Origin of the sequence: Catenulispora sp. GAS73, from assembly GCF_041262085.1 — a bacterium.
Classification (GTDB): domain Bacteria; phylum Actinomycetota; class Actinomycetes; order Streptomycetales; family Catenulisporaceae; genus Catenulispora.
The window spans coordinates 509,219-531,331 of the sequence record NZ_JBGCCM010000001.1; the positions used below are offsets into that span (position 1 = coordinate 509,219).

Sequence of the window (22,113 nt, forward strand, 5' to 3'; positions counted from 1 at the left end):
GCCTCAGATCCACTCCCACCGCGCGCCGAGGATCCCCGGCCGTATGTCGGGCACCACCATGTGAATGGCCCGATGGCTGTCCACGGTCAGCTCGGCGCTCTCCTCGATCGGTCCCTCGGTGCGGCGGGCTGCGAACCTCTCGCAGCGCACCGGGAGGGCGTCCGGGTGGAAGCGTACGTAGAGCACGAACATCCCTCCGGCGAAGCGGTAGCCGTTGAAGTGCCGGCAGCACTCGATGTCGTCGTGGGGGCGGATCGTGTAGGTGAGCACCTGCGTCTCGCCGGCTCTCAGAGAACGGTCGAACAGCAGCTCGGAGACGACTGAGCGGGTCTGCGCGTGGCGCCGGACGCGTCCGATCCGGCAGCCGTCGCCGACCACGATCTCGATGTCGTCAGCCACGGTCCCCGGGTCGCCGCTGTAGATCATCAGGGCCCGGTCCACGCCGTCGTAGTGCGCGCGGAGCACCCAGATGACGTCCACCTCGACCAGTTCGCGCCGGGCCCCGACGGTGACCGAGTTGTACTCCGCGACGATGTCCAGCTTGCCGGCGGCCGGGCTGTCCAGGTCGGCGATCTGGCGGCCGAGGTCGCCGCCGGGCACCCGGACGATGTCGGCGAACGGGTTCGGCCACTGGCCGGTGCGCACGGCGAAGCCGCGCGGTTTCGGCGGCCCGAGCAGGACGGTCAGCGAATGCGGCGGCAGGCCGAGGATGCCCTCCAACGCGGCCACGGCGCGCAGCGACTCGGGGCGTTCGGGGCGGCGGATGCCACGCTGCCAGTAGCTCAGCGTGGTCACGCCGACGTTCAGGCCGGTGTCGACGAGCCGGTTGCGGAGCCTTTCCAGGCTGAGGCCTCGGGCGGCTATCGCCGTGCGCAGCGCGACGTCGAACGGTCCCGTGTGCAACGCCGCCGCCACCGCGGCGTCCACGGCACCGGTCTTGTCGGGTGGGGCCATCAGACCTCCGATTCGCGGCCGGTGTGAATATACCGGCCTACCCGTGCTCCTTCCATGCACGCGCCTTGATCAATCGCGCATTGGCGCACGTCGGGACGGCCGGCGGCGTTCGCGGCGGCGGGCGGTCGTTCACAGGCGTTCCCGTTATGTGAACGGCGGCGTCGCAGGGTTCTGTTCGAGCCGCCCGCGCGTCCCTATCTTTCCGTCGAAGGCGGCCGGCCTCTTTCCACCGTTCGAATCCCCGTCAGCACATCCCCCGCCACCGCAAGGAGACTGGAATGGGAGCAAGAACTCCGCTGCGCGCACCGACCCGGCGCGGCACGTTCGTCGCGGCCTGCACCGCGGTACTGGCCTTCGCGTTCGCCACCACGGCGTCGGCCGCCGAGCTGGGCATCGACATGCAGGTCCAGCAGCAGGACGAATGGTGCTGGGCCGCCTCCGGCGACACCATCGCCACCTTCCTGGGCCACGGCACCGACCAGAACTCGTTCTGCGACCTCGCCATCGGCCAGGACACCTCGCAGCCGTGCCCGAACCAGCCGGGGCAGCTCGCCTGGGACCAGACCGCCTTCCAATCGCTGGGCATATCGCCCGGCGTGGAGAGCGGCGCGGTCGGCTTCGACCAGATCGTCGCGGACATCGACGCGGGACATCCGCTGGAGACCGGCATCTCGTGGACGGCCGGCGGCGGCCACGCCGAGGTCATCTACGGCTACGACTCGGCGAGCCAGACCATCAGCTTCGGCGACCCCTGGCCGGACGACCAGCGGATGAACCAGATGGACTACGGCAGCTACGTCAGCAACGACCAGTTCACCTGGGACGACACCCTCTCCCAGATCGGAGCGTGAGACGACCATGCGTGCCACCACTGTGTTCTCCCTCCGCACCCTGATCGGCGCCTCGGCCGTGGCCGGAGCGCTCGTCGTCGCCGTCGCGCCGGTGAGCTCGGCGGCCACCGCCACCCCGGGCGTCCCCGGCGTGTCCAGCACCGATGTCTCCGCCGCGAGTCAGGCGGCGGCGTCACCGGTGGTGGTGCAGCGGCTCGGCGGTTTCTTCGCCCAGCTGGGCCCGGCCGGCGCCCCGCTGGCGGTGCACGCCGCCGCCCCGGCGGCCGCAGCCGCCGCGGCCCAGGCTCCGCACCTGGTCGGCACCACGGTGCCGGTGTACTACCTCGATCCGGCGTTCGTGACGGCGAAGTACGGCACGGCCGCGGTCGCCAAGCAGGAGTTCATGGCCACCGCGGCGGTCTCGGCGTCCGGGCAGCGCGCCTCGGTCTGGACCGCTCGCAGCGCGGCCCACCCGCCGAACACCTGGACCGAGTTCAACATCGCCTCGGGCAGCACCGAGACCGACATGGCGGCGGCCGCCGCCAAGCTGGGCCCCGGCGCGATCGCGTTCTACGAGCCGCAGATCCACGCCTGGTACGGGCTGCTCAAGGACCACGTGACCCCGCTCAACAACGACGCGGTCCGCTCGGTGGGCTCCGCCGGGATCTCGCTCCTCGGTTACCAGCGCCTGGTGCACGGCCGCTACGCCGACAAGGTCCCCGGCACCGCGTACGCGGACAAGCACATGCTCGGCGGCTTCAGCCGCGGCCCGGTGAAGGCTTCGGGCAGCGGCGGCAGCACCGAGATCGCGGTCGGTGCGGCTAGTGCGGCGGCGTTGGCCGGTCTGTACGGGATCGGATTCGCTGTCCGTCGGCAGCGGGGCGCCACCTTCGACGCCGGCTAAGAGTATTGAGACGGGACGGCCGCGCAGGGAACTGCGCGGCCGCCTCTGCCTTCTCGGCAGTCTCGGCCGCCCACCAAACCCGTGCCGAAATCAGTGGTTTCACCGTGGAAGATCGCGGGTCCGCGGTGGTGGACTGTCCGCTTCAGCGTGCGGTGCTGATGTTGATGACAGGACAGGGGGCGGGGATGCGACGCGGGAAATCGGGACGTGCCGCACAGTTCGCGGTGGGCTCCGCGGTGCTGACGATGCTGGCGGCGGCCTCGACCGGCTGCTCCAGCGGTGGGAACGGCTCAAGCTCGGCGCCTGTGTCGCTGAGCCCGAGCAGCGCCTCATCGAGCAGCGCCCCCGTGGCGACCTCGCCGGTACCAACCACGGCGACCACGGCACCCGTCGCTCCCCCGACGACTCCCGCCCCGACGACCAGTACCCCCACCACCTCGGCCTCGGTATCGCAGTCGTCCGGCAGCTATCTCAAGACACTGCTGCCCGCCAACGCCATGGAAGCCATGCTCGGTCTGGGTCCCACGCTGCCGACCGGGTGGACGGCCCATCCCGAGAAGGAACAGGACAGCGGACCCACCGCCACAGCCGCGGCACCGTCGCTGGTCGGCGCGGGCGACTGCGACTACCTGATCCACCCGAAGGTCGCCCAGGCCGGAGGCCTCGACCTGGCCGGCGGTCTGAGCGTGGCCAGCGCCTCCGAGCCGGTGGGCTCCGGCACCGAACCGGTCGGGCTGGCCTTCTACGCCTACCGACCCGGCGACGCGGCCAAGTCACTCGCCCAGATCCGCCAGAATCTCACTTCGACGTGCGACAGATTCAGCGAGACCAGCGTCGGCAGCGTCACGGTGGACGTGGTCGTCTCGGCGACCGCCGTCAGCGGCCTCGGCGACGAGGCGCTGCTGGTCAAGGTCACGCCCCAGGGTGCCTACGTCGGCCAGGAGAACCTGCTGGTACGCCACGGCGACCTGATGCTCTCCTTGTGGTCGCTCAACGTGTACGGCGACCTCCCGGACCTGTCCCCGGCGGCCGCGGCGCTGATCCGTGGCGCCGGCTGACGCTACGACGACTCGCCGAGATCAAGCGCGAGCCAGCCGGGCGTGTCGAAGCGGATCGCGGGGACGCCGACCAGGGTTGCCAGCAGCTCTTCCAGGCGCTCCAGTTCGGCGGGGCCGATCTGTCGTTCCCAGCTGTCGCGCAGTTCGTCGAAGATCTGCTCGCCCTGGCGCAGGACGTCGAAGCCGAGGGCGGTCACTTGGAGGCGTTTGCGGCGGCCGTCGAGGGGATCGGTCTCGCGGGTCACGTAGCCGCGTTCCTGCAGGACCGCGATGGTCTTCGCCGCTGCTTGGCGGGAGACGGACAGGCGTTGGCTGAGCCGTGTGGCGTCGTCGGCGCCCGCGGCGATGCCCCGCATGGCGAAGTCGTGGACCGGGCGCACGTCGGGGTATCCGCGGCGGGCGAGTTCTTCGGTCGCGCCATCGACCAGCGTGCGGAAACCGCCGAGGAGGAGAAGCGCGAGATCGGCGCCGGAGCGGGACATTGCAGCAGTCTAAGGACCGGGTTGCGGTTAGGCAACCGGGTTGCCTACTATTGAGCAACCGGGTTGCCTAATTGAGGAGACGCCATGACGAACCCACCGATCCCACCGATCCCACCGACCGGTGCGACGATTCCCGAGGTCACGCACCACCGCGTCGAGCTGAACGGGACCACGCTGCACTACGTCGCCGCCGGCTCCGGCGGCACCCCGATCCTGCTGGCCCACGGGTTCCCCGAGACCTGGTGGGCCTTCCACAAGCTCATCCCGCTGCTCGCCGAGCACCACCGCGTGTTCGCCGTGGACCTGCGCGGCTTCGGCGACTCCGGCAACGGACCGGGCACGTACGACAGCGCCACCGCCGCCGAGGACCTGCACCTGCTCATCGAGCACTTGGGAGTGGGACCCGTCCACCTCACCGGCCAGGACATCGCCGGGGCGACCGTGTTCCGGCTCGCGACCGTCCACGCGCGCGACGTGCTCAGCCTCACCACGATCGAGACCGGGCTGCCGGGCTTCGGGATGGAGGCGCTGGCCGACGTCACCCGCGGCGGCGTCTGGTACATCGGGGTGCTCACCGCGCCCGGCATCCCCGAGATGCTCCTCGCCGGCCGCGAGCGCGAGTTCATGGCGCAGTTCCTGTTCCCGACGCTGACCGCGGTCCCGGGAGCGGTCACCGACGCCGACCTCGACGAGTTCGTCCGTACTTACGCCCGGCCCGACGGTTGGCGCGGAGCGACCGGCCTCTACCGGTCGATGCTCGGTGAGGGCGCCGACGTCAGGGCTCTGGCCCAGGCGCCCGGGCTGAACGTGCCCGTTCTCGCGGTCGGGGCCAGCGCGGGCTCCTTCACCCTGGCCACCCTGACTCAGGCCGCGTCGACCGAGGTCAGCTCGGTCTCGCTGGACGGTGTCGGCCACTACGTCGCCATGGAGGCCCCGGACGAGCTGGCCAAGGCCATCGTCGAGTTCACTGCGAGCGTCGACCGATGACACCGCGGCGCAGGGATCATGCCGCGTCGTAATCTGCTTCGTGCAGGTCGGTCAACAGGTCCGGTCCGGTGGGATCCCAACGCAGCTGCCGCCGGGTCCCAGCACCGGACGCCGGAAGATCCAACTGAGCAAGCTGCGCCAGCCACCCGTAGTAGCCGGGCGCCTCCTCGGGCGTGATCGACTCGACCGGCAGCTTCAATCCCACTCCGATTACCTCGGCGATCTCGCGCAGGGACACTCCTTCCTCGGCCACGGCGTGATACCGGGCTCCGGCCTCGCCGCGTTCCAGCGCCAGCCGGAACAGCCGGGCCGCGTCGGAGACGTGGACGGCCGGCACCCGGTTCCGGCCCGCACCGACGTAGGCGACGCGTCCCTGCTCCTTCGCGATCTGGATGTGCCACCTGATGCGGCCCTGCCGGCGGGTGTCGTGCACCTGCGGCAGCCGCATCACCATGACGTTTCCGCCCTCGGCGATCAGCGCGTCGGCCGCCTCCTCGGACGCCGCCCGCGGGAACACCGCCGACGTGGCGTGCGCGTCGCTCTCCCGCACCGGTTCTCCGGTCGCGGAGGTGACCAGGCCGGTGGCGGAGGTGACGATCAGCGGCCGGTCCGTGCCGGCCAGCGCCGCGCCGAGCGTCGCGACGACCCTGCGGTCGTTCTCAGCGTGCTGCTTCAGGTCCGACGTGTCGTGGTTGAAGGCGGTGTGGATGACACCCTCGGCGGCCGCGGCGGCGGCGCGCAGCGCGTCCAGGTCGTTCACATCGCCGCGGCGCACCTTCGCGCCGGCGCGGGTGAGCGCCTCCGCGCCGGCGTCCGAACGGCTGAGCCCGACGACGTCGTGGCCCGCGCCGATCAGCTCCGGAACGAGGAACGAACCGACGAACCCGGTGGCGCCGGTGACGAATACCTTCATCCTCTTTGCCTTCCTTCCTGCGTCGCCCTAATCCCTGGCCACGCTATCACAAGCACTTGTGGACACTAGTAGTTGTGTGCACAGCGGTGTGTGATCTGCGGATATCATGCCGGGATGGAAGCAACGACGACCGGAGCCGGATCCGGGCCCGGGGCAGCGCTGTCGGGGTTGCTGCGGGGCCGCCTGCGCGAGGTCAGCGCGCTGATCGAGCAGCGAGGCGAAGCCGCCCTCGCCGGCACGTCCCTCTCGCTGCCGCTGAACCACCTGCTCGACGCGGTGGTGGCCGAGCCCGGCGTGAACGTGACCGAGATCGCCCACCGGCTGGGCAAGAGCCAGCAGGCGATGAGCCAGGCGGCGGCCCGCCTGACAGCGCTCGGCTTCATCGAGCGCCGCGTCGGCGCGGGCCGCACGGTCGGACTGCACGCCACCGAAGCGGGCCGGACGGCGTCGGCCGACGGCGTACGCCGCGAACTCGCCGCCGAGCACCGGACCCGACAGGTGCTGGGCTCCGACCAGTTCGACGCGCTGTTCGCGCTCCTGGAGCGCACCCGCGACGCGCTACTCGACGACGCGGCCACCGAATGAGGGATCGGATGTCACGGCAGCCGAGTCGCTGAGCCGCGGTTCCGGCGAGACCTGTTGCTTTGTTCAGTTGGTAGCTGGGCTGGTCCCGGCGGCGAGACCGACTGGGGTGGACCCGGTGTAACTCCCAGCGCCGACACCATAACGCCACAAGGTGTTGCTACCAGCCGCAGAGAACACAGTCTGGAAGCCACCCCCAGGCAAAGCCGTGATGGCCGGGCTCGTTCCCGAGGCAACACCGACCGACGTACCGCCATCGGTGACACCGGGGCCGTTGCCATAGAGGTAGAGCTGGTTCGTTCCTCCTGCGTTGAAAGCGACCTGGATGCTGCCGTTGGCAAGAGTGGTGATGGCAGGGCTCGTCCCGGCGGCGAGACCGACCGGGGTAGACCCGGTGTAACTCCCAGCGCCGACACCATAGCGCCACAGGGTGTTGCTACCCGCAGCGGAGAACACAGTCTGGAAGCCACCCCCAGGCAAAGCCGTAATAGCCGGACTGGTTCCTGAGGCGACACCGACCGACGTACCACCATCGGTGACACCGGGCCCGTTGCCATAGAGGTAGAGCTGGTTCGTTCCCCCGGCGTTGAAAGCAACCTGGACGCTGCCGTTGGCAAGCGTGGTGATGGCAGGGCTCGTCCCTGCGGCGAGGCCGACCGGGGTGGACCCGGTGTAGCTCCCAGCACCCACGCCATAACGCCACAACGTGTTACTGCCCGCAGCGGAGAACACCGTCTGGAAGCCACCCCCAGGCAAAGCCGTGATGGCCGGACTGGTCCCCGGGGCGACACCGACGGAGGTAGCGCCGTTCACGCTTCCCGCTCCGGCGCCGTAAAGGTAGAGCTGGTTGGTGCCGGCGGCGTTGACGGCGACTTCGATACCGCCTCCGGCCAGCTCGGCGATGGCGGGGCTGGTTCCCGGGGCGACGCTCACGCCGGTGCCGCCGTTGATGGCGCCGCCGCCGTTGCCATAGAGGTAGAGCTGGTTGCCGGTGCCGGCGCTGAAGGCGACCTCATAGCGGTTGCGCGCGTTCACGACCAGGGCCGCCTCGGCACTGGACTGGGTCCCCGTGGACAGGCTCTGGACCGGCCCGGCCCAGCTCAGCCCGAACTGACCGGAGCTGTTCGTGTCGTGCGCGACGATCGAGTTCGCCTGCGCCTGCAGGAAGCCGTCGTAGGCGGTGGTCCCGGCCACGTTGGCGAGCGTACGCAGGCCCCTGACATAAATACCCTTGAACGAGGGCCCGTCGGCTCCACAGTTCGGCTCGCAGGGCTCGACGACGACCCCGTTGTGCGAGAAGTACGCCGTGGAGGCATTCGCGAGGCTCTCGGCGGTGCTCAGCAGTCCGCTGTTCCCGGTGGCATGGGCGAGTTCGGACAACCCGGCCAGCACCACGCCCTGGTTGTAGGTCCACACCGTCTGCCCGTTGTTCTGGCAGGTGCCGCTCAGCCCGTCATTGATCAGGTGCGAGCCGTTGATCATCCCGCTGCCGTTGAACCAGTTCCACTCCGCGTTCGCCCACCCCAGATAGGTGGTGTCGCCGGCGACCCGGTTGTGCAGTGCGGCGGTGAGCTCCAGGAAGAGCTCGTTCGGGATGGCGTTCTTGTAGGTCTTCGCGGTGCTCCACCACACCCCGCCGCCACAGGTCGAGTCCCAATAGCCGTGGATGTACGCGGCGTCGGTCTCGGCCATGTGCAGGTAGTCGGCGTCACCGGTGATGTCGTAGGCCTGCACCCAGGCCAGCGCCCACCAGCCGGTGTCGTCCAGGTAGGAGTTCTCGAAGTTCGAGCCCTTGTTCGCGTTGAACGCCCCGGAGATCGCGTAGCTGTAGGACGTGTCGTTGGTGGTCTGCTGGTACGTCATCACCGTGCTCAGCGCGACCGCCGAGGTCCACCAACCGTCACCGATGAGGCCGTTGCCGGAGTCATAACTGTCCATCAGCACCTTGACGCCGGCGGCCGCTGCCGCCTGGGGAGCGGCGGCCTGCGCCGGGCCGGCCGTGAGACCGGCGCCGAGCGCGGCCCCGAGGGTGACCGAGGCCAGCGCCGCGATCAGCCTCCTGATTCTCTTTCCAAGCATCTACGGCTCCTGATCGGTGGCCTGGGGCGTGGGCGCCTCAGGCCACCGGTAGTGATTGAGTGATCGCCGTTGTTCAGTTGACGCTCGGGCTGGTGCCCGCCGCGACGCCGTCGGGGGTGCTGCCGGTGTACGAGCCGGCACCGAGGCCGTAGCGCCACAGGGTGTTGCCGCCGGATGCGGAGAACACCGTCTGGAACCCGCCACCCGGAAGCGCGGTGATAGCCGGGCTGGTGCCGGCGGCGACACCGACCGGGGTGGCGCCGTCAGTGGTGCCGGGACCGTCACCGTAGAGGTACAGCTTGTTGGTGCTGGCGGCAGTGAAAGCCACCTGGATGGATCCGTTGGACAAGGTGGTCACTGCCGGGCTGGTTCCCGCAGCGACACCGACAGGGGTGGATCCGGTGTAGGAGCCAGCACCCGAGCCGTAACGCCACAGAGTGTTCCCACCTGAGGCGGCGAACACCGTCTGGAACCCGCCACCGGGCAAAGCAGTGATCGCCGGGCTGGTGCCAGCGGCCACACCGGCCGGGGTCGCGCCATCGGTCGTGCCGGGGCCGTCACCATAGAGGTACAGCTTGTTGGTGCTAGCGGCCGTGAACGCCACCTGGACGGAACCGTTGGAAAGCGTGGTCACCGCCGGGCTGGTGCCCGCGGCGACACCGACCGGGGTGGATCCGGTGTAGGAACCGGCACCCGAGCCGTAACGCCACAACGTGTTCCCACCAGAGGCAGTGAACACTGTTTGGAACCCGCCACCGGGAAGGGCAGTGATAGCCGGGCTGGTGCCCGCAGCGACACCGGCCGGAGTGGCACCGGTCACCGAGCCAGGGCCGACACCATACAGATAGAGCTTGTTGGTGCTGTTAGCGGTGAACGCGACCTGGAAACCACCACCGGCCAGTTCAGCAATCGCCGGATGAGTACCCGGCGCGACGCCGACCGGCGTGGAGCCCTCGACCGCACCAGTACCGTTGCCGTACAGATACAGGATATTGCCGCCATTCGCATTGAACGCAGCCTGGAAACGGTTGCGTACATTCACCGCCACCGCCGCAGACGTCGTACTCGCGCTACCGCCACCGGTCGAAGCCGTCGTGGTCGCAGTCAACGTATGCGTGCCGTTGACCCCGCTGGAATTCCAGGTGATCGACGGCGACGACCCGCCGACCGCAGAGCCATAGGCCGCACCGTCAACATAGAACTGCGTACTCAACGCAGCACCCGAAGTCGGATCCGACGCCGACGCCGTCACCGTCACATTCCCGCCGACCAACCCCGCCACCGACGGAGACGTGATCGACACCGACGGAGCAGCCGGGGGTTGGGCGGAACCGGTCCAGAGGTAGGTCACGGTGACCCAGCCGTTGTCGGTGAGACCGGTGTCGGCGAACGTGCCGTCGGCCAGGTCGATGCCCGCCGGGTTGAGGATCGTCTGGCCGTAGTAGTCGTCCTTGCCGCCGTTGTAGCCGTCCTGGTACGCGGCCTGCGCTTCGGGCTTGCCCTGCGGCAGGTCGGTGAACTCGGTGCGCTGCGACGCCGGATCCCAGTAGTTGTTGTGGATGTCCCAGGGGCCGGTGTCCCACACCGGCGCGGTCACGCACTTGACCGCGCAGACCTGCACCGAGTACTGGCCGCTGTTCAGCGGGGACATCACGTTCGTGGACGGCAGCGCGACGAAGTGGTCGTTCGGCTGGATGATGTGCCCGTTGGAGGTGGGTCCGCCGACGCCGCCCTCGTCGGTGGCGAACACTTTGTAGGACAGGGGCGTGGCCGCGGCCGCAACGTTCGCGGTGGCGGCCTTCATCGCCGCTGTGTCAGCCGACGCGGGAGCGACGGTGACGGCTGTGACGGCCGGTTCGAGCCCGGACGCGGTGCCGTGCAGCATGAGCCGGGTCTGGACGTCGGTGACCGTCGCGGGCAGCCGGGTCGGGCCGGCGGCCGCAGCCGCGGTCCATTCGGTCCACGTCCCGTCGGCCCGCTGCCCGCGCACGTCCACGTCGACGTGAGTGCCCGCAGGGGTCTGCTCTGTCGTGGCCACGGCGACCCGGTCCGTCGGCGTGGCGAGCTGATGCTCCGGCAACAGGGCGAGGGCGTAGCCGCCGGACTTTTCGGCCGCCGGCCGGAACCCGTGGTCGCGAACGGTCAGGGCATGGCCGGTCCACACGGTGTTGACGTCACCGGGGTGCGGCTGGGTCAGGTTCTCCTGCCAAGCCGTGGTCGGCTGCGTCAAGCCCGCCGCCGCAGGCGTCGCGGCGATCGCCCCGGCACACGCGAGGGCGGTCAGCAGGATGGCGGCGGTCGAGGCCGATCTTCGGATTCTGCGATGTGTTGGCATGCTGTGGGTCCTTCGAAAGCTGTTTCAGACGTGGATGGTCACAGTTCTGACGTGATCCGGCGGGGTGGTGGGTGGTCTGTGGCCCTGGGTCAGCGTGGTGGCCTGGGGCGATGGGTCCGCCTCAGGCCACCACGTGCTCATCGGGTGATCGCCGTCGTTCAGTTGACGCTGGGGCTGGTGCCCGCGGCGACCCCGTCGGGAGTGCTGCCGGTGTAGGAGCCGGCACCCAGGCCGTAGCGCCACAGGGTGTTGCCGCCCGATGCGGTGAACACGGTCTGGAACCCACCGCCAGGAAGCGCGGTGATCGCCGGACCGGTGCCCGCCGCGACCCCGACCGGGGTGGCGCCGTCAGTGGTGCCGGGGCCGTCACCGTAGAGGTACAGCTTGTTGGTGCTGGCGGCGTTGAACGCCACCTGGATGGAGCCGTTGGACAAGGTGGTCACTGCCGGGCTGGTGCCCGCGGCGACACCGACAGGGGTCGATCCGGTGTAGGAGCCGGCACCCGAGCCGTAACGCCAGAGCGTGTTGCCGCCAGAGGCGGTGAACACTGTCTGGAACCCGCCGCCAGGAAGCGCGGTGATCGCCGGGCTGGTGCCCGCGGCGACACCGGCCGGAGTCGCGCCGTCAGTGGTGCCGGGGCCGTCACCGTACAGGTACAGCTTGTTGGTGCTGGCAGCGGTGAACGCAACCTGAATGGAACCGTTGGACAGCGTCGTGACCGACGGACTGGTTCCCGCGGCGACACCCACGGGAGTGGATCCGGTGTAGGAACCGGCACCCGAGCCGTAACGCCACAGCGTGTTGCCACCAGAAGCGGCGAACACGGTCTGGAACCCGCCGCCAGGAAGCGCGGTGATCGCCGGACTGGTACCCGCGGCGACACCGGCCGGAGTAGCGCCGGTCACCGAGCCGGGTCCGACACCATACAGATAGAGCTTATTGGTGCTGTTGGCCGTGAACGCGACCTCGAATCCGCCACCGGCGAGTTCAGTGACCGCCGGGTGTGTACCCGAGGCGACACCGACCGGCGTGGAGCCCTCGATCGCACCGGTGCCGTTGCCATACAGGTACAGGATGTTGCCGCCATTCGCAGTGAACGCAGCCTGGAAACGGTTGCGCACGTTCACGGTCACCGCCGCAGACGTCGTACTCGCAGTGGCGCCACCGTTGGAAGCCGTCGTGGTCGCGGTCAACGTATGCGTGCCGTTGACGCCACTGGAATTCCAGGTGATCGACGGCGACGACCCGCCCACCGCAGAGCCATAGGCCGCGCCGTCAACATAGAACTGCGTACTCAACGCAGCCCCCGAAGTCCCATCCGACGCCGACGCCGACACCGTCACATTCCCGCCGACCAACCCCGCCACCGACGGAGACGTGATCGACACCGACGGAGCAGCCGGCCGAGCGCCGGTCAGGTTGCTGTAGTGCTCCGGGTAGAAGGTGCCCGCGTTGGGGTCGTCATAGGGATAGGTGATGTCGCGGTATTGGGTGCCGCTTCCGGTCTGTTCCCAGCCCCAGTAGCTGCTCTCGCTGCTGTCAGCCCAGTGGTCGAACAAGACGACGTGGCCGGCGGACCCGGACGAGGGATTGGTGAGGACGTCACCCTGCTGCAGGTTGCCCTTGGCCACGTCACTGAAGCCGTTGGACTCGTACATCTGGCCGGAGACCAGACCGCCGAGCGTCGGGCTGGTGTCCGACAGATGCAGGGCGTAGGAAACGAAGCCCGAGCAATCGGCGCGGTAGTTGCCGATGCCCGAGCTACCGGGGGTGGTGTTGTAGGCGAGGCCCAGGCTCAGCCAGTGGGCGGCCCGGGTGGCGGCCATGCACCCGGCGATCGGTCCGTTGGTGCTGGACGTGTCCGTGCACTCCGACGGCGAGTCGGCGTGCGCCGGCGTGGCCACGAAGCCGGCGACGAGAAGGGATGCCAGGACGCTCAGCGAGCCCAGGCGTCTGAATCTAGACATGAGGAAATCTGCTCCCATCGTGATTTCATTGCGGGTACAAGGGGCCGCGCCGAAAACCACTCGGCGTGGCGTGCACTTTGTGACTTCGGGCTTGCGCTCTCCGCGCTGCGAAGCTCGCCGTGCGGTAAACGTCGCAGAGGTGGCTAACACCGCTCTAACGCCGATCTCACACGGCTGTGAGTGGATGAAGTCGGCCCAGGCGAACGAGCCGCGCCGGGGTGCGGAGAGGGCGGAGGCGGCGACGGTTATGCCGAGTCCGGCCAGTTCGCCGTGGCTGCGCCGAAAACCCCAAGCCGGCTCTCGGCGTGCACGGGCCGGAGGCTACTGAGCGTCCTCGACGGCACTCGTGGCGGCGTGAAGTCGGTCCGCGACGTCGGATGCCGCCGGGTCGCCCGTCTCGGTCATGATGGCGAGCGCTTTTCGCCAGGCGTCGACGGCCTCGGATGTCCGTCCGGAGGCGGCCAGCCGTCGGCCAGCCAGGTCCAGGGAAATCGCCTCCAGGCGGCGGCTGCCTATGGCGTGAGCGCGTTCGGCGGCAGCTTGGAAGTCGTCGAGGGCTTCGTGGTCCTTGCCGCGGGCTTCGTGGATCTCGCCGGAGGTGATCAGGAGGTACACCTCGTCGCCGCGCAGGCCGTGTTCACGTACGAACGCGAGCGCCTCGGCTGCCGTCTGGGCGGCTTCCGGCAGCCGGCCGACCCTGCGAAGCGCCTCGGCGCGGTTGTTCAGGTCGCTCGCCTGTCCTTCCAGATGGCCGAGCTCCAGGTGGAGTTTCATGCTCTGCGTGTTGTACTCAAGCGCTTCGCTGTACCGGCCGAGCTCGGCGCTCAGCATGCCGAGGTTGGTCAAGGTGTTCGCCTCGCCGGAGCGGTCGCCGAATGTCCGCAGCCCGACGAGTGCGCGCTCGTAACAGCCGAAGGCGTCTGTGTTCCTGTCCATGGTGTGGTAGGCGTTGCCGAGTTTGTGCCACATCATGGCTTCGGCGTGTTCATGGCCGAGTTCGCGGGCTGCGGCGATCGCAGATTCATGAGTCGCGATCCAGTCCGCCGCGCGATTGCTCAGGTAGAAATACCCGTACAACACATAGGGAAGCTGCCAGGCTATGTCGTGGCGCCCGACTCGGCGGGCCAGCGCCACCGCCCCGACGAGACCCGCTCGCTCCTGGTCGTACCAGCGCATCGCCTGGTCGTACGAGTCGAACTCAAGAGCCGGATGGCCGGGGACCTCGGGGATGTCAGGAATCTTCGAATCCCTGATGCGGTAGGGGCGGGCGCATTTCTCGGCCGCCACTGTCGTGTGGACGTACCATTCGAGCAGGCGCGACACGGCTGCGTCGCGCGAGACCGCGGGTTCCTCGGACCAGGCCAGTTCGGTGGCGAATGTGCCCAGCAGGTCGTGGAAGCGGAAGCGGCCGGGAGACGGCTCTTCCAGCAGGTTGGCGGAGACGAGGGAGCCCAGCACATCCTCGGCGCGGTCCAGCGGCTCGTCGAAGAGCACCGCGGCGGCGGGTGCGGCGAAGTCCGGGCCGGGCATGAGCCCGAGCAGACGAAAGGCCCGAGCCGCGCTGACCCCGGCCGGATCATCGGTGTCCTGCAGGCTGGTGTAGCTCAGTCGGAAGCTGGCCCGTACCGCCATGTCCTCGACCCGCAACTCGTCCAGACGGCGGTGTTCGTCGGCGAGGCGGGCCGCGAACGCGGCGACGGTCCAGGTCGGCCTGGAGGCCAGGCGCGATGCCGCGATCCGGACGGCCAGCGGCAGGCCGCCGCAGAAACGCAGGACCTGCTCGACCGGCTCGGGCTCGGCGCGGACCCGTGCCGGGCCGACCACCGACGTGAACAGTTCCCTGGCCTCGGCCGGCGCCAGGACCCCCAGGTTCATTCCGACCGCACCGACCAGGCCCGGCAGCCGGCCGCGGCTGGTGACCAGGACCGCGCAGGCACCGCTGCCCGGCAGCAGCGGTCGCACCTGCGCCGCGTCCCGGGCGTCGTCCAGGACGATCAGCAGTCTGCGACCGGCGGTCACCGAGCGGAACCTGGCCTGGCAGGCCTCCGCGTCCTGGGGGATGGACCCTGTCGGCTCGCCCAGGTCCCTCAGGACGTCGGCGAGAACCCCGGTCGGATCGCGCGGTGAGTCGCTGGTGCCGCGCAGGTCGACGTAGAGCTGGCCGTCCGGATAGTCCTCCAGGACCCGATGGCCGACATGCAGGACGAGCGTCGTCTTGCCCACGCCCCCGGTACCGGTGACCGCGGAGACCACGACCGGTCGTGCCGGACCGTCCGCGGCGCCCTCCCGCAAAAGGTCGCAGAGCTCTGCGACACTCGCCTGCCGACCGGTGAAGTCCCGGACGTCCCTGGGCAGCTGCCCCGGCACGCGCCGCGGGACGTCGTCGAACCGGCGCGGAGCCCCGGCCGGCGCCGGCGCCGCTGCCGCTGCCGATGCCGATGCCGATGCCGATGCCGGCAGATCATGGCCGACATCGGCACCGCCGAGTTCGGGATCGGCGCCCAGAATCCGCTCGTTCAGGGCCGACAGCCGGGCCGAGGGCTCGACCCCGAGCTCGTCGATCAAGCCTCTGCGGAGGTTCTGGTACGCGGCCAGCGCCTCCCCCTGACGCCCGGCCTGGTGCAAGGTGAGCATCAACTTCGCGTGGAAGTCCTCCGCGAACGGGTTCTCCACGGTGAGAATCCGCAGGTCCGGCAACGCCTGGCGGTAGCGGCCCAGCCGAAGGTCGGCCGTGATCCGGCCGTCAAGGGCGGACCACCGCAGCTCGCGCAACCGCTGCACGGCGGCCGCCGGGACGAAGCCGTCGGGCAGCCCGGCGCCCGGCTCGCCGCGCCACAGCCCGATGGCGTGCGAGAACTCCCGCCGGGCACTCGTCCAGTCCTCCTCGGCGAGCGCCTGGTGCCCGTCACGGCAAGCCTGTTCGAAAACGGACATGTCGAGCTCGTCGGCGGCGACGTCGATGACGTATCCGGGCGACAGGGTCCGTACCCGCGCCCCGGCTCGCGGTCCGAGCTGCTTGCGCAGGCGCATTACATGGTTGTGCAGGGAAGCAACAGCGGCCCGCGGAGGGGCGTCGCCCCAGAGGCGATCGACGAGGATCTCGGTGCCGACCACCTGGTTCGCGGAGGCCAGCAGCAGCGCCAGGACAGCTTGGGGACCCGCACCCGACACCGGGACAAGGCGCGAGTCGATGTGTACCTCTAACGGCCCCAGCAGTCCGAATCTCATGATCCCCCGCCTCCGGCAATCCACCCGCACAGGTGGTGGAGCATGTGAAGCACGTCAGGTTCGCGCGCGTCAATGCGATGTTAGGCGCCTGCGAGTCCTGGCAGTGAAACTGTTTCAGAATCGGCACTTTGCGCCTCGCGTCGCCCCAGGTCGGCAAGGCCTGCCGACCCGGGGCGACAACGGCTGCTCAGCCGTAGCTGTGGAAGCCCCGCCCTGTCTTGCGGCCCAGGTGCCCGGCCTCGACCATGCGGGCCAGCAGCGGGGGTGGCGAGTGCTGCGGGTCCTTGAACTCCGTGTACATCGATTCCGCGATCGCTTTCACGGTGTCGAGTCCGATGAGGTCGGCCAGGGCCAGCGGGCCGAGGGGGTACGCGCAGCCCAGGACCATGCCGCGATCGATGTCCTGGACCGATGCCATGCCTGATTCCAGCATCCTGGTCGCGCCCAGCAGGTAGGGGATCAGCAGGGCGTTGACGATGAAGCCGGCCCGGTCTCTGGCGCGGATCACCTCCTTGCCGAGGGCTCTGGTCACGAAGCGGGTGGCGCGGGCCTCGGTCTCCGGGTGCGTCGCCAGCGACGGCACCAGCTCGACCAGTCTGAGGACCGGGACCGGGTTGAAGAAGTGCATGCCGATCACGTGCTCGGGGCGGGAGGTCGCCGTCGCCAGGCGGATCACCGGGATGCTGGAGGTGTTCGTCGCCAGGATCGCGTCGCGGCGCCGCACCGTCGCGTCGAGGCGGGCGAAGACGGCGAGCTTGTGGGCCTCGTTCTCGGCCACGGCCTCGATCACCAGGTCGCGGTCGGCGAGGCGGTCGAAATCGGTGGTGACAGAGATCAGGTCGAGAGCCTGGTCGCGGTCGTGGCCGACGATCTTGCCCCGGTCCAGTGCGCGGTCCAGTGAGGCCTCGATGCGGGCCCGGCCGGCTGCGACGGTCGCCGGGCCGGTCTCGGCGACCACCACCTCGAAGCCCGCTCGGGCGCAGACCTCTGCGATGCCGGCGCCCATCTGGCCGCAACCGACGACTCCGATCAGGTGGACGCCATCCGGCTCGCCGTCGCCCACCGCGTCGGCCACGACAGCGCCGCTCACGACGGCAGCCGCAGCACGCCGGTCCCGCGCTTGATCAGCTCGCCGGCGACGACCAGACGCTGGATCTCCGAAGTGCCCTCCCAGATCCGGTCCACGCGCAGCTCGCGGTAGAGACGCTCGACCGGGTACGACCGGTCGTAGCCGCGGCCGCCGAAGATCTGCACGCAGCGGTCGATCACACGGTTGGACGCCTCGCTCGCCGCCAGCTTGGCGATCGCCGCTTTGGCGTGCAGGGTCTTGCGGTCCGCGTCGGGCTGCGAGATCTCCCAGGCGACCTGGAGGAAGTAGGCACGATTGACCGCGATGTCGACCGCGCAGTCGGCGAGCATGCCCTGGATCAGCTGGAAATTGGCGATCGGCTGCCCGAACTGCTCGCGCTCCACGGCCCAGTCGCGCGCCAACTCCAGCGCGCGCTCGGCGGCCCCGATGGTACGCGCGGCAATCATCAGGCGCTCCTCGGTGAACCAGGCACGCGTAATGTCATAGCCCTCGCCGATGCCGCCGAGCACCTGGTCGTCCGGCACGAAGACGTCGGCGAACGTGAATTCCGGATGCTCGTAGACGAAGGTGTGCATGAAGCGCGGTGTCCGCTTCACCGCCACACCTTCGGTGGCCTTGTCCACCAGGAACAGCGTCGGGGCGCCGGTGTCGCCCGCGGCGGCCAGGACGATGAGGAAGTCCGCGTGGTCCCCGACCGTCACGAACCACTTCTCGCCACTGAGCGACCAGCCTCCGTCGACCTTCGCCGCGGTCGTCGTCAGGTTCTGCGGGTCGGATCCGGCGTTCGGCTCGGTCACGGCGTAGCAGTCGCGGCGCTCCCCGCGGATCACCGGCTTCAGGAAGCGTTCGCGCTGCTCGGGTGTGCAGAAACGCAGTGCGTTGGCCGGGCGCCAGACCATGTCCCACAACGCGCCGGTCAGGCGGCCCAGCTGTTCCTGCACCACGGCCTGCTCGAAGATGGTCAGGCCGGCGCCGCCCCATTCGGCCGGCATGTTGATCGCCTGCAGGCCCGCGGCCAGCACCGCGTCACGGACCTCGGCGTGCGCCTCGGCCGGCAGGCCGTTGTCCTCCTCGCAGGCGAGTTCGTACTTGGTCATGAAGTCCGCGAGCCCACGGGCCGCGGTCTGGAGGTCGCGCTGGGGCTGGGTGAGCCGGAAGTCCATATCAGTCCTCGTTCTCAGGGGCGGGGTGGGTGAGGGCGGGGCCGGGCACCGCGAGCGAAGCGGTACCGCGCTTGACCAGCTCGTTGGCGATGATCACGCGCTGGATCTCCGAGGTCCCCTCCCAGATCCGGTCCACGCGCAACTCGCGGAAGATACGCTCGACGGCGTACGCGCTGTCGTAGCCGCGGCCGCCGAAGATCTGCACGCAGCGGTCGGCGACCCGGCCGGCCGCCTCGCTCGCGGCGAGCTTGGCGGTCGAGGCCTTGGCGTGCAGGGTCTTGCGGTCGGTGTCCGGCTGGTCGGCCTCCCAGGCGACCTGGTGGGTGTAGGCGCGGTTGACCGCGATGTCGACGGCGCAGTCCGCGAGCATGGCCTGGATCAGCTGGAACTCGGCGATCGGCTTACCGAACGCCTGGCGCTCCACGGCCCAGTCGCGGGCCTCCTGCAGCGCGCGCTCGGCGGCGCCGACGGTGCGCGCGGCGATCATCAGGCGCTCGTCGGTGAACCACTCCTTGGTCAGCTCGTAGCCCTGGCCGACCTCGCCGAGCACGTCCTCGTCGGCGACGAAGACGTCGGTGAGCGTGAATTCGGGATGCCCGTTGACCGCGTGGTGCATGAAGTGCGGGACGCGTGTCATCTCCAGGCCCGGCGCGTGCTTGTCGACGAAGAACAGCGTGGCGAGCTTCTGCGGGCCGGAACCGTCCGCGGTCTCCACCAGCGCGTCGGCCTGCACCAGCAGGAAGTCGGCTATGTCACCGCAGGTCACGAACCACTTCTCGCCGCTTAGCAGCCAGCCGCCCGCGGTCCGCCGGGCGACTGTGACGCCACTGGCGGGATCGGACCCGGCGTCGGGTTCGGTAACCGCGAAGGCGTCGAACTTTTCGCCCCGGATGATCGGCAGCAGGTACTTCTCCCGCTGTTCCGACGTGCCATAGGCCAGGACGTTCGACGGCCGCCAAGGGATGTCCCACAGGCAGTTCGTCGCCTTGCCGAACTCCTCCTCGACGATCACCTGCTCCAACAGCGACAGCCCCGGGCCACCCCACTCGACCGGCATGTTGATCGCGTAGACGCCGGCGTCCATCGCGGCGCGTGTCAGCTCCCTGACGATCTCCTTCGGGAGCGCGCCGCGGGCCTGCTCGGCCTGCTCCTCGTACTGCATCAGGAGCTTGACGTAATCGGCAGCGCGCTGTTTGAGGTCCCGCTGCGCGGGCGTGTATCGGAAGTCCATGTCGGGCTCCTCAGTAGTCGGAAAGGGATGGTGGGACCAGCGATACGGCCCGCGCATCCAGGGCGAGCGCCCCGGACGGCAGGGCCAGCAGCGGGTTGACCTCGAACTCGGCGAGGTCGTGCTGGGCGGCGGCGACCCGGGTGATCTGCTCGATGGCCTTCGCGGCGGCGGCCACGTCGACGGCCGGCCGGCCACGCACCCCGGTCAGGAGGGCGGCGCAGCGCAGATCGCGCAGCATCGCCTCCGCGCGGGCGGCCGAGACCGGGGCGAGGGCGAACACGACGTCCCCGAGGACTTCGGTGAACACTCCGCCGAGGCCCACCATCGCGATCGGGCCGAAGCGCGGATCGCGGTTCACGCCGACGATCAGCTCCACACCCGCTTGCAGATCCGCCATCTGCTCCACCGAGTAGGACGGAGCGGAAAGGCGCGCGTGCATCTCCCGGTGCGAAGCGACCAGCGCTTCCTCGTCGGCGAGGTTCAGGGCGACACCGCCGGCGTCGGACTTGTGGAGCAGATGCAGAGCCTTGAGAACGAAGGGGCCTGATGTACTGCGCGCGAACGCCCGCACCTCGGCCTCACTGCTGATCTCGGCCGAGGCCGGGAATCGCAGGCCTGCTTCGGCCAGCAGGGCGCGTGTGGCGTAGTAGCCGGTGTCGGTCATCGGCGCGGCGGCGCCCGGCAACGGCTCGATCGCCACGGCGCCGCCGTCCTCGGCCTCCGTCGAAACCACGACGGCCGCCAGCGCCCGCGCCGCGTCCTCGATCGCCGCGAACACCGGGATGCCCGCCGCTTGCAGGTTCTGGCAGCTCGGCGCGTCCGGATACATCGACTGCGCCACGACCGGCTTCGGAGACGCCCGCACCGCCCGGGCGATGGAGTCGGCGGCCGCGAGCTCGGCCGCGCCGAGCGTCCCGGCCGCACCGCCGAGGCCGCCGAGGCCGCCGGTGTCGGCGGAGTACCCGCCGAAGTACCCGGTCATCAGGACGGCGTCGACCTCGTCGGAGTCCAGCAGGGTCCGGACCACGGCCGCGTACGACAGCGGGTCCTGCTCCCCCATGCCCGCCAGGTCGACCGGGTTGCCGAGCGCCGAGGGACCCCACAACTGCCCGGCCAGCCGTTCCCGGACCTGCGGACCGAGCTCGGGCACCGCGAATCCGGCGGCCTCGACGGCGTCGGCGGCGATGACGCCGTGCCCGCCGCCGTCGGTGAACACCGCGACGCGGCGGCCGCGCGCCCGACGACCGCCGGCGACGGCCGCCAGGACGGCGGTCATCTCCCGCGGCGTGCGCACCAGTTCCACGCCGGCGTCCCGGCACGCGGCCGCGACGATGTCCGAGGACGTGGTCAGCGCGCCGGTGTGCGACGCCGCGCTGCGCGCCGCCGCCGGCCCGCGTCCGGCACTGAGCAGCACCACCGGCTTGCCCGCCGCGGCGGCCGCCCGCGCGAAGGCCCGGCCGTCGCCGAAGTCCTCGGCGTACACCGCGATCGCCTTCGTGGCCTCGTGGCGCGCGCAGTCCTGGACCAGGTCCACCAACGTGACGTCGGACTGGTTGCCGAGCGAGACGAACCGGGAGAAGCCCAGGCCGTGCGGCGCGAAGGCGAGCTGGAGCTCCAGTGCGAGGTTCCCGCTCTGGCTCAGCAGCGCGACGCCGCCGAGGTCGAAGGTATCGGAGGCCAGATACAGCTCGGTCGTGTTGTCGGCGATGCCCAGGCAGTTCGGTCCGACCAGGACCGCGCCGGCGGCCCGCACCTTCTCGGCGACGGCCCGCTGCCGCGCGAGCCCGGCGGCGCCGGTCTCGGCGAAGCCCGCGGTGACCGCGACGATCGCGGTGGCGCCGCAGGCCAGGGCCTCCTCGACGGTCTGCTCGTAGGCCGGCGCCGGGACCGAGACCACGACCAGCCCGAGCGGCTCGCCGAGCGCGCCGAGTCTGGGCGCCGCGGCCCGGCCGAGCACGGTGCCGCCGCGCCGGTTCACCAGGTGGATCGGCCGGCGGTGCGGCGCGCGCAGCGCCTGCGAGGCGATGGCGTGCCCGTACTTCGCCGGATCGTCGCTCGCGCCGACCACGGCCACCGACACCGGGTCGAACAGCGGGGCCAGGTCGCGGCTCATCGCTGCGGCTCCAACCGCAGCGCGCGGTTGGGGCAGGCGGCCACAGCCGCCGCGGCGGCCGCCTCACCGTCGGCCGGGACCTCGGTCGCCAGGACCGCGGCGTAGCCGAAATCGTCGAGCTCGATCTGCGCGGGGGCCTTCTCCTGGCACACGCCGTAGCCCTGGCAGAGGGTGGCGTCCAACAGTAGTTTCATGGT

The 22,113-nt window shown here is 70.1% G+C and carries 17 protein-coding genes; 5 read left to right on the forward strand and 12 right to left on the reverse strand.

Annotation, left to right across the window (positions count from 1 at the left end):
• Nucleotides 1–3: 3 nt before the first annotated feature.
• A complete protein-coding gene (locus ABH935_RS02175; RefSeq protein ID WP_370376042.1) occupies nt 4–954 on the reverse strand; it encodes a hypothetical protein in 951 nt (316 codons plus the stop codon).
• A 278-nt stretch (nt 955–1,232) separates the two neighbouring features.
• Between ABH935_RS02175 and ABH935_RS02180 the strand changes: the two genes are divergently transcribed.
• The 3 genes from ABH935_RS02180 to ABH935_RS02190 all read left to right on the forward strand — a co-directional run bounded on the left by ABH935_RS02180 (nt 1,233) and on the right by ABH935_RS02190 (nt 3,746).
• Entirely contained in the window at nt 1,233–1,805 is a 573-nt protein-coding gene (locus ABH935_RS02180) for a papain-like cysteine protease family protein (protein WP_370376043.1), read from the forward strand.
• 7 nt (nt 1,806–1,812) lie between these two features.
• Nucleotides 1,813–2,688: a hypothetical protein gene (locus ABH935_RS02185; protein WP_370376044.1), complete on the forward strand. Its 876-nt coding sequence runs from the start codon at nt 1,813–1,815 to the stop codon at nt 2,686–2,688.
• Nucleotides 2,689–2,873: 185 nt separating this feature from the next.
• A complete protein-coding gene (locus ABH935_RS02190) occupies nt 2,874–3,746 on the forward strand; it encodes a hypothetical protein (RefSeq protein WP_370376045.1) in 873 nt (290 codons plus the stop codon).
• Nucleotides 3,747–3,748: 2 nt separating this feature from the next.
• Here the strand turns inward: ABH935_RS02190 and ABH935_RS02195 are convergent, their stop codons facing one another.
• Nucleotides 3,749–4,228 carry a MarR family winged helix-turn-helix transcriptional regulator gene (locus ABH935_RS02195; protein WP_370376046.1) on the reverse strand — a complete coding sequence of 160 codons (480 nt, stop codon included), beginning with the start codon at nt 4,226–4,228 and terminating at the stop codon, nt 3,749–3,751.
• An 84-nt stretch (nt 4,229–4,312) separates the two neighbouring features.
• Between ABH935_RS02195 and ABH935_RS02200 the strand changes: the two genes are divergently transcribed.
• Complete coding sequence (locus ABH935_RS02200; RefSeq protein WP_370376047.1) at nt 4,313–5,215, forward strand: alpha/beta fold hydrolase; 903 nt, start codon at nt 4,313–4,315, stop codon at nt 5,213–5,215.
• 16 nt (nt 5,216–5,231) lie between these two features.
• Here ABH935_RS02200 and ABH935_RS02205 read toward each other — a convergent pair whose 3' ends face one another.
• Nucleotides 5,232–6,128: an SDR family oxidoreductase gene (locus tag ABH935_RS02205; protein WP_370376048.1), complete on the reverse strand. Its 897-nt coding sequence runs from the start codon at nt 6,126–6,128 to the stop codon at nt 5,232–5,234.
• Between the two features lie 114 nt (nt 6,129–6,242).
• Between ABH935_RS02205 and ABH935_RS02210 the strand changes: the two genes are divergently transcribed.
• Entirely contained in the window at nt 6,243–6,713 is a 471-nt protein-coding gene (locus ABH935_RS02210) for a MarR family winged helix-turn-helix transcriptional regulator (protein ID WP_370376049.1), read from the forward strand.
• A gap of 63 nt (nt 6,714–6,776) precedes the next feature.
• On the opposite strand, the gene ABH935_RS02215 is transcribed toward ABH935_RS02210, so the two are convergent.
• The 9 genes from ABH935_RS02215 to ABH935_RS02255 form a co-directional block, all read right to left on the reverse strand.
• Nucleotides 6,777–8,789: a glycoside hydrolase family 76 protein gene (locus tag ABH935_RS02215; protein ID WP_370376050.1), complete on the reverse strand. Its 2,013-nt coding sequence runs from the start codon at nt 8,787–8,789 to the stop codon at nt 6,777–6,779.
• Nucleotides 8,790–8,862: 73 nt separating this feature from the next.
• On the reverse strand, nt 8,863–11,124 hold the full coding sequence (locus ABH935_RS02220) for an Ig-like domain-containing protein (RefSeq protein WP_370376051.1): 2,262 nt from the start codon (nt 11,122–11,124) through the stop codon (nt 8,863–8,865).
• 158 nt (nt 11,125–11,282) lie between these two features.
• Nucleotides 11,283–13,091, reverse strand: a complete 1,809-nt coding sequence (locus ABH935_RS02225) for an Ig-like domain-containing protein (RefSeq protein WP_370376052.1) — start codon at nt 13,089–13,091, stop codon at nt 11,283–11,285.
• A gap of 321 nt (nt 13,092–13,412) precedes the next feature.
• Nucleotides 13,413–16,319: a BTAD domain-containing putative transcriptional regulator gene (locus tag ABH935_RS02230; RefSeq protein ID WP_370376053.1), complete on the reverse strand. Its 2,907-nt coding sequence runs from the start codon at nt 16,317–16,319 to the stop codon at nt 13,413–13,415.
• 187 nt (nt 16,320–16,506) lie between these two features.
• The gene (locus ABH935_RS02235; RefSeq protein WP_370376054.1) at nt 16,507–17,409 is read right to left on the reverse strand and encodes a 3-hydroxybutyryl-CoA dehydrogenase; all 903 of its coding nucleotides are present in this window, start codon (nt 17,407–17,409) and stop codon (nt 16,507–16,509) included.
• A complete protein-coding gene (locus tag ABH935_RS02240) occupies nt 17,406–18,572 on the reverse strand; it encodes an acyl-CoA dehydrogenase family protein (protein ID WP_370376055.1) in 1,167 nt (388 codons plus the stop codon). The genes ABH935_RS02235 and ABH935_RS02240 overlap by 4 nt, the downstream gene beginning before the upstream one ends.
• A 1-nt stretch (nt 18,573) precedes the next feature.
• On the reverse strand, nt 18,574–19,803 hold the full coding sequence (locus ABH935_RS02245) for an acyl-CoA dehydrogenase family protein (RefSeq protein WP_370376056.1): 1,230 nt from the start codon (nt 19,801–19,803) through the stop codon (nt 18,574–18,576).
• Between the two features lie 10 nt (nt 19,804–19,813).
• Nucleotides 19,814–21,916 (reverse strand): acetate--CoA ligase family protein, encoded by a 2,103-nt coding sequence (locus ABH935_RS02250; protein WP_370376057.1) that lies wholly within the window; start codon nt 21,914–21,916, stop codon nt 19,814–19,816.
• Entirely contained in the window at nt 21,913–22,110 is a 198-nt protein-coding gene (locus tag ABH935_RS02255) for a ferredoxin (protein ID WP_370376058.1), read from the reverse strand. The genes ABH935_RS02250 and ABH935_RS02255 overlap by 4 nt, the downstream gene beginning before the upstream one ends.
• Between the last annotated feature and the right edge of the window lie 3 nt (nt 22,111–22,113).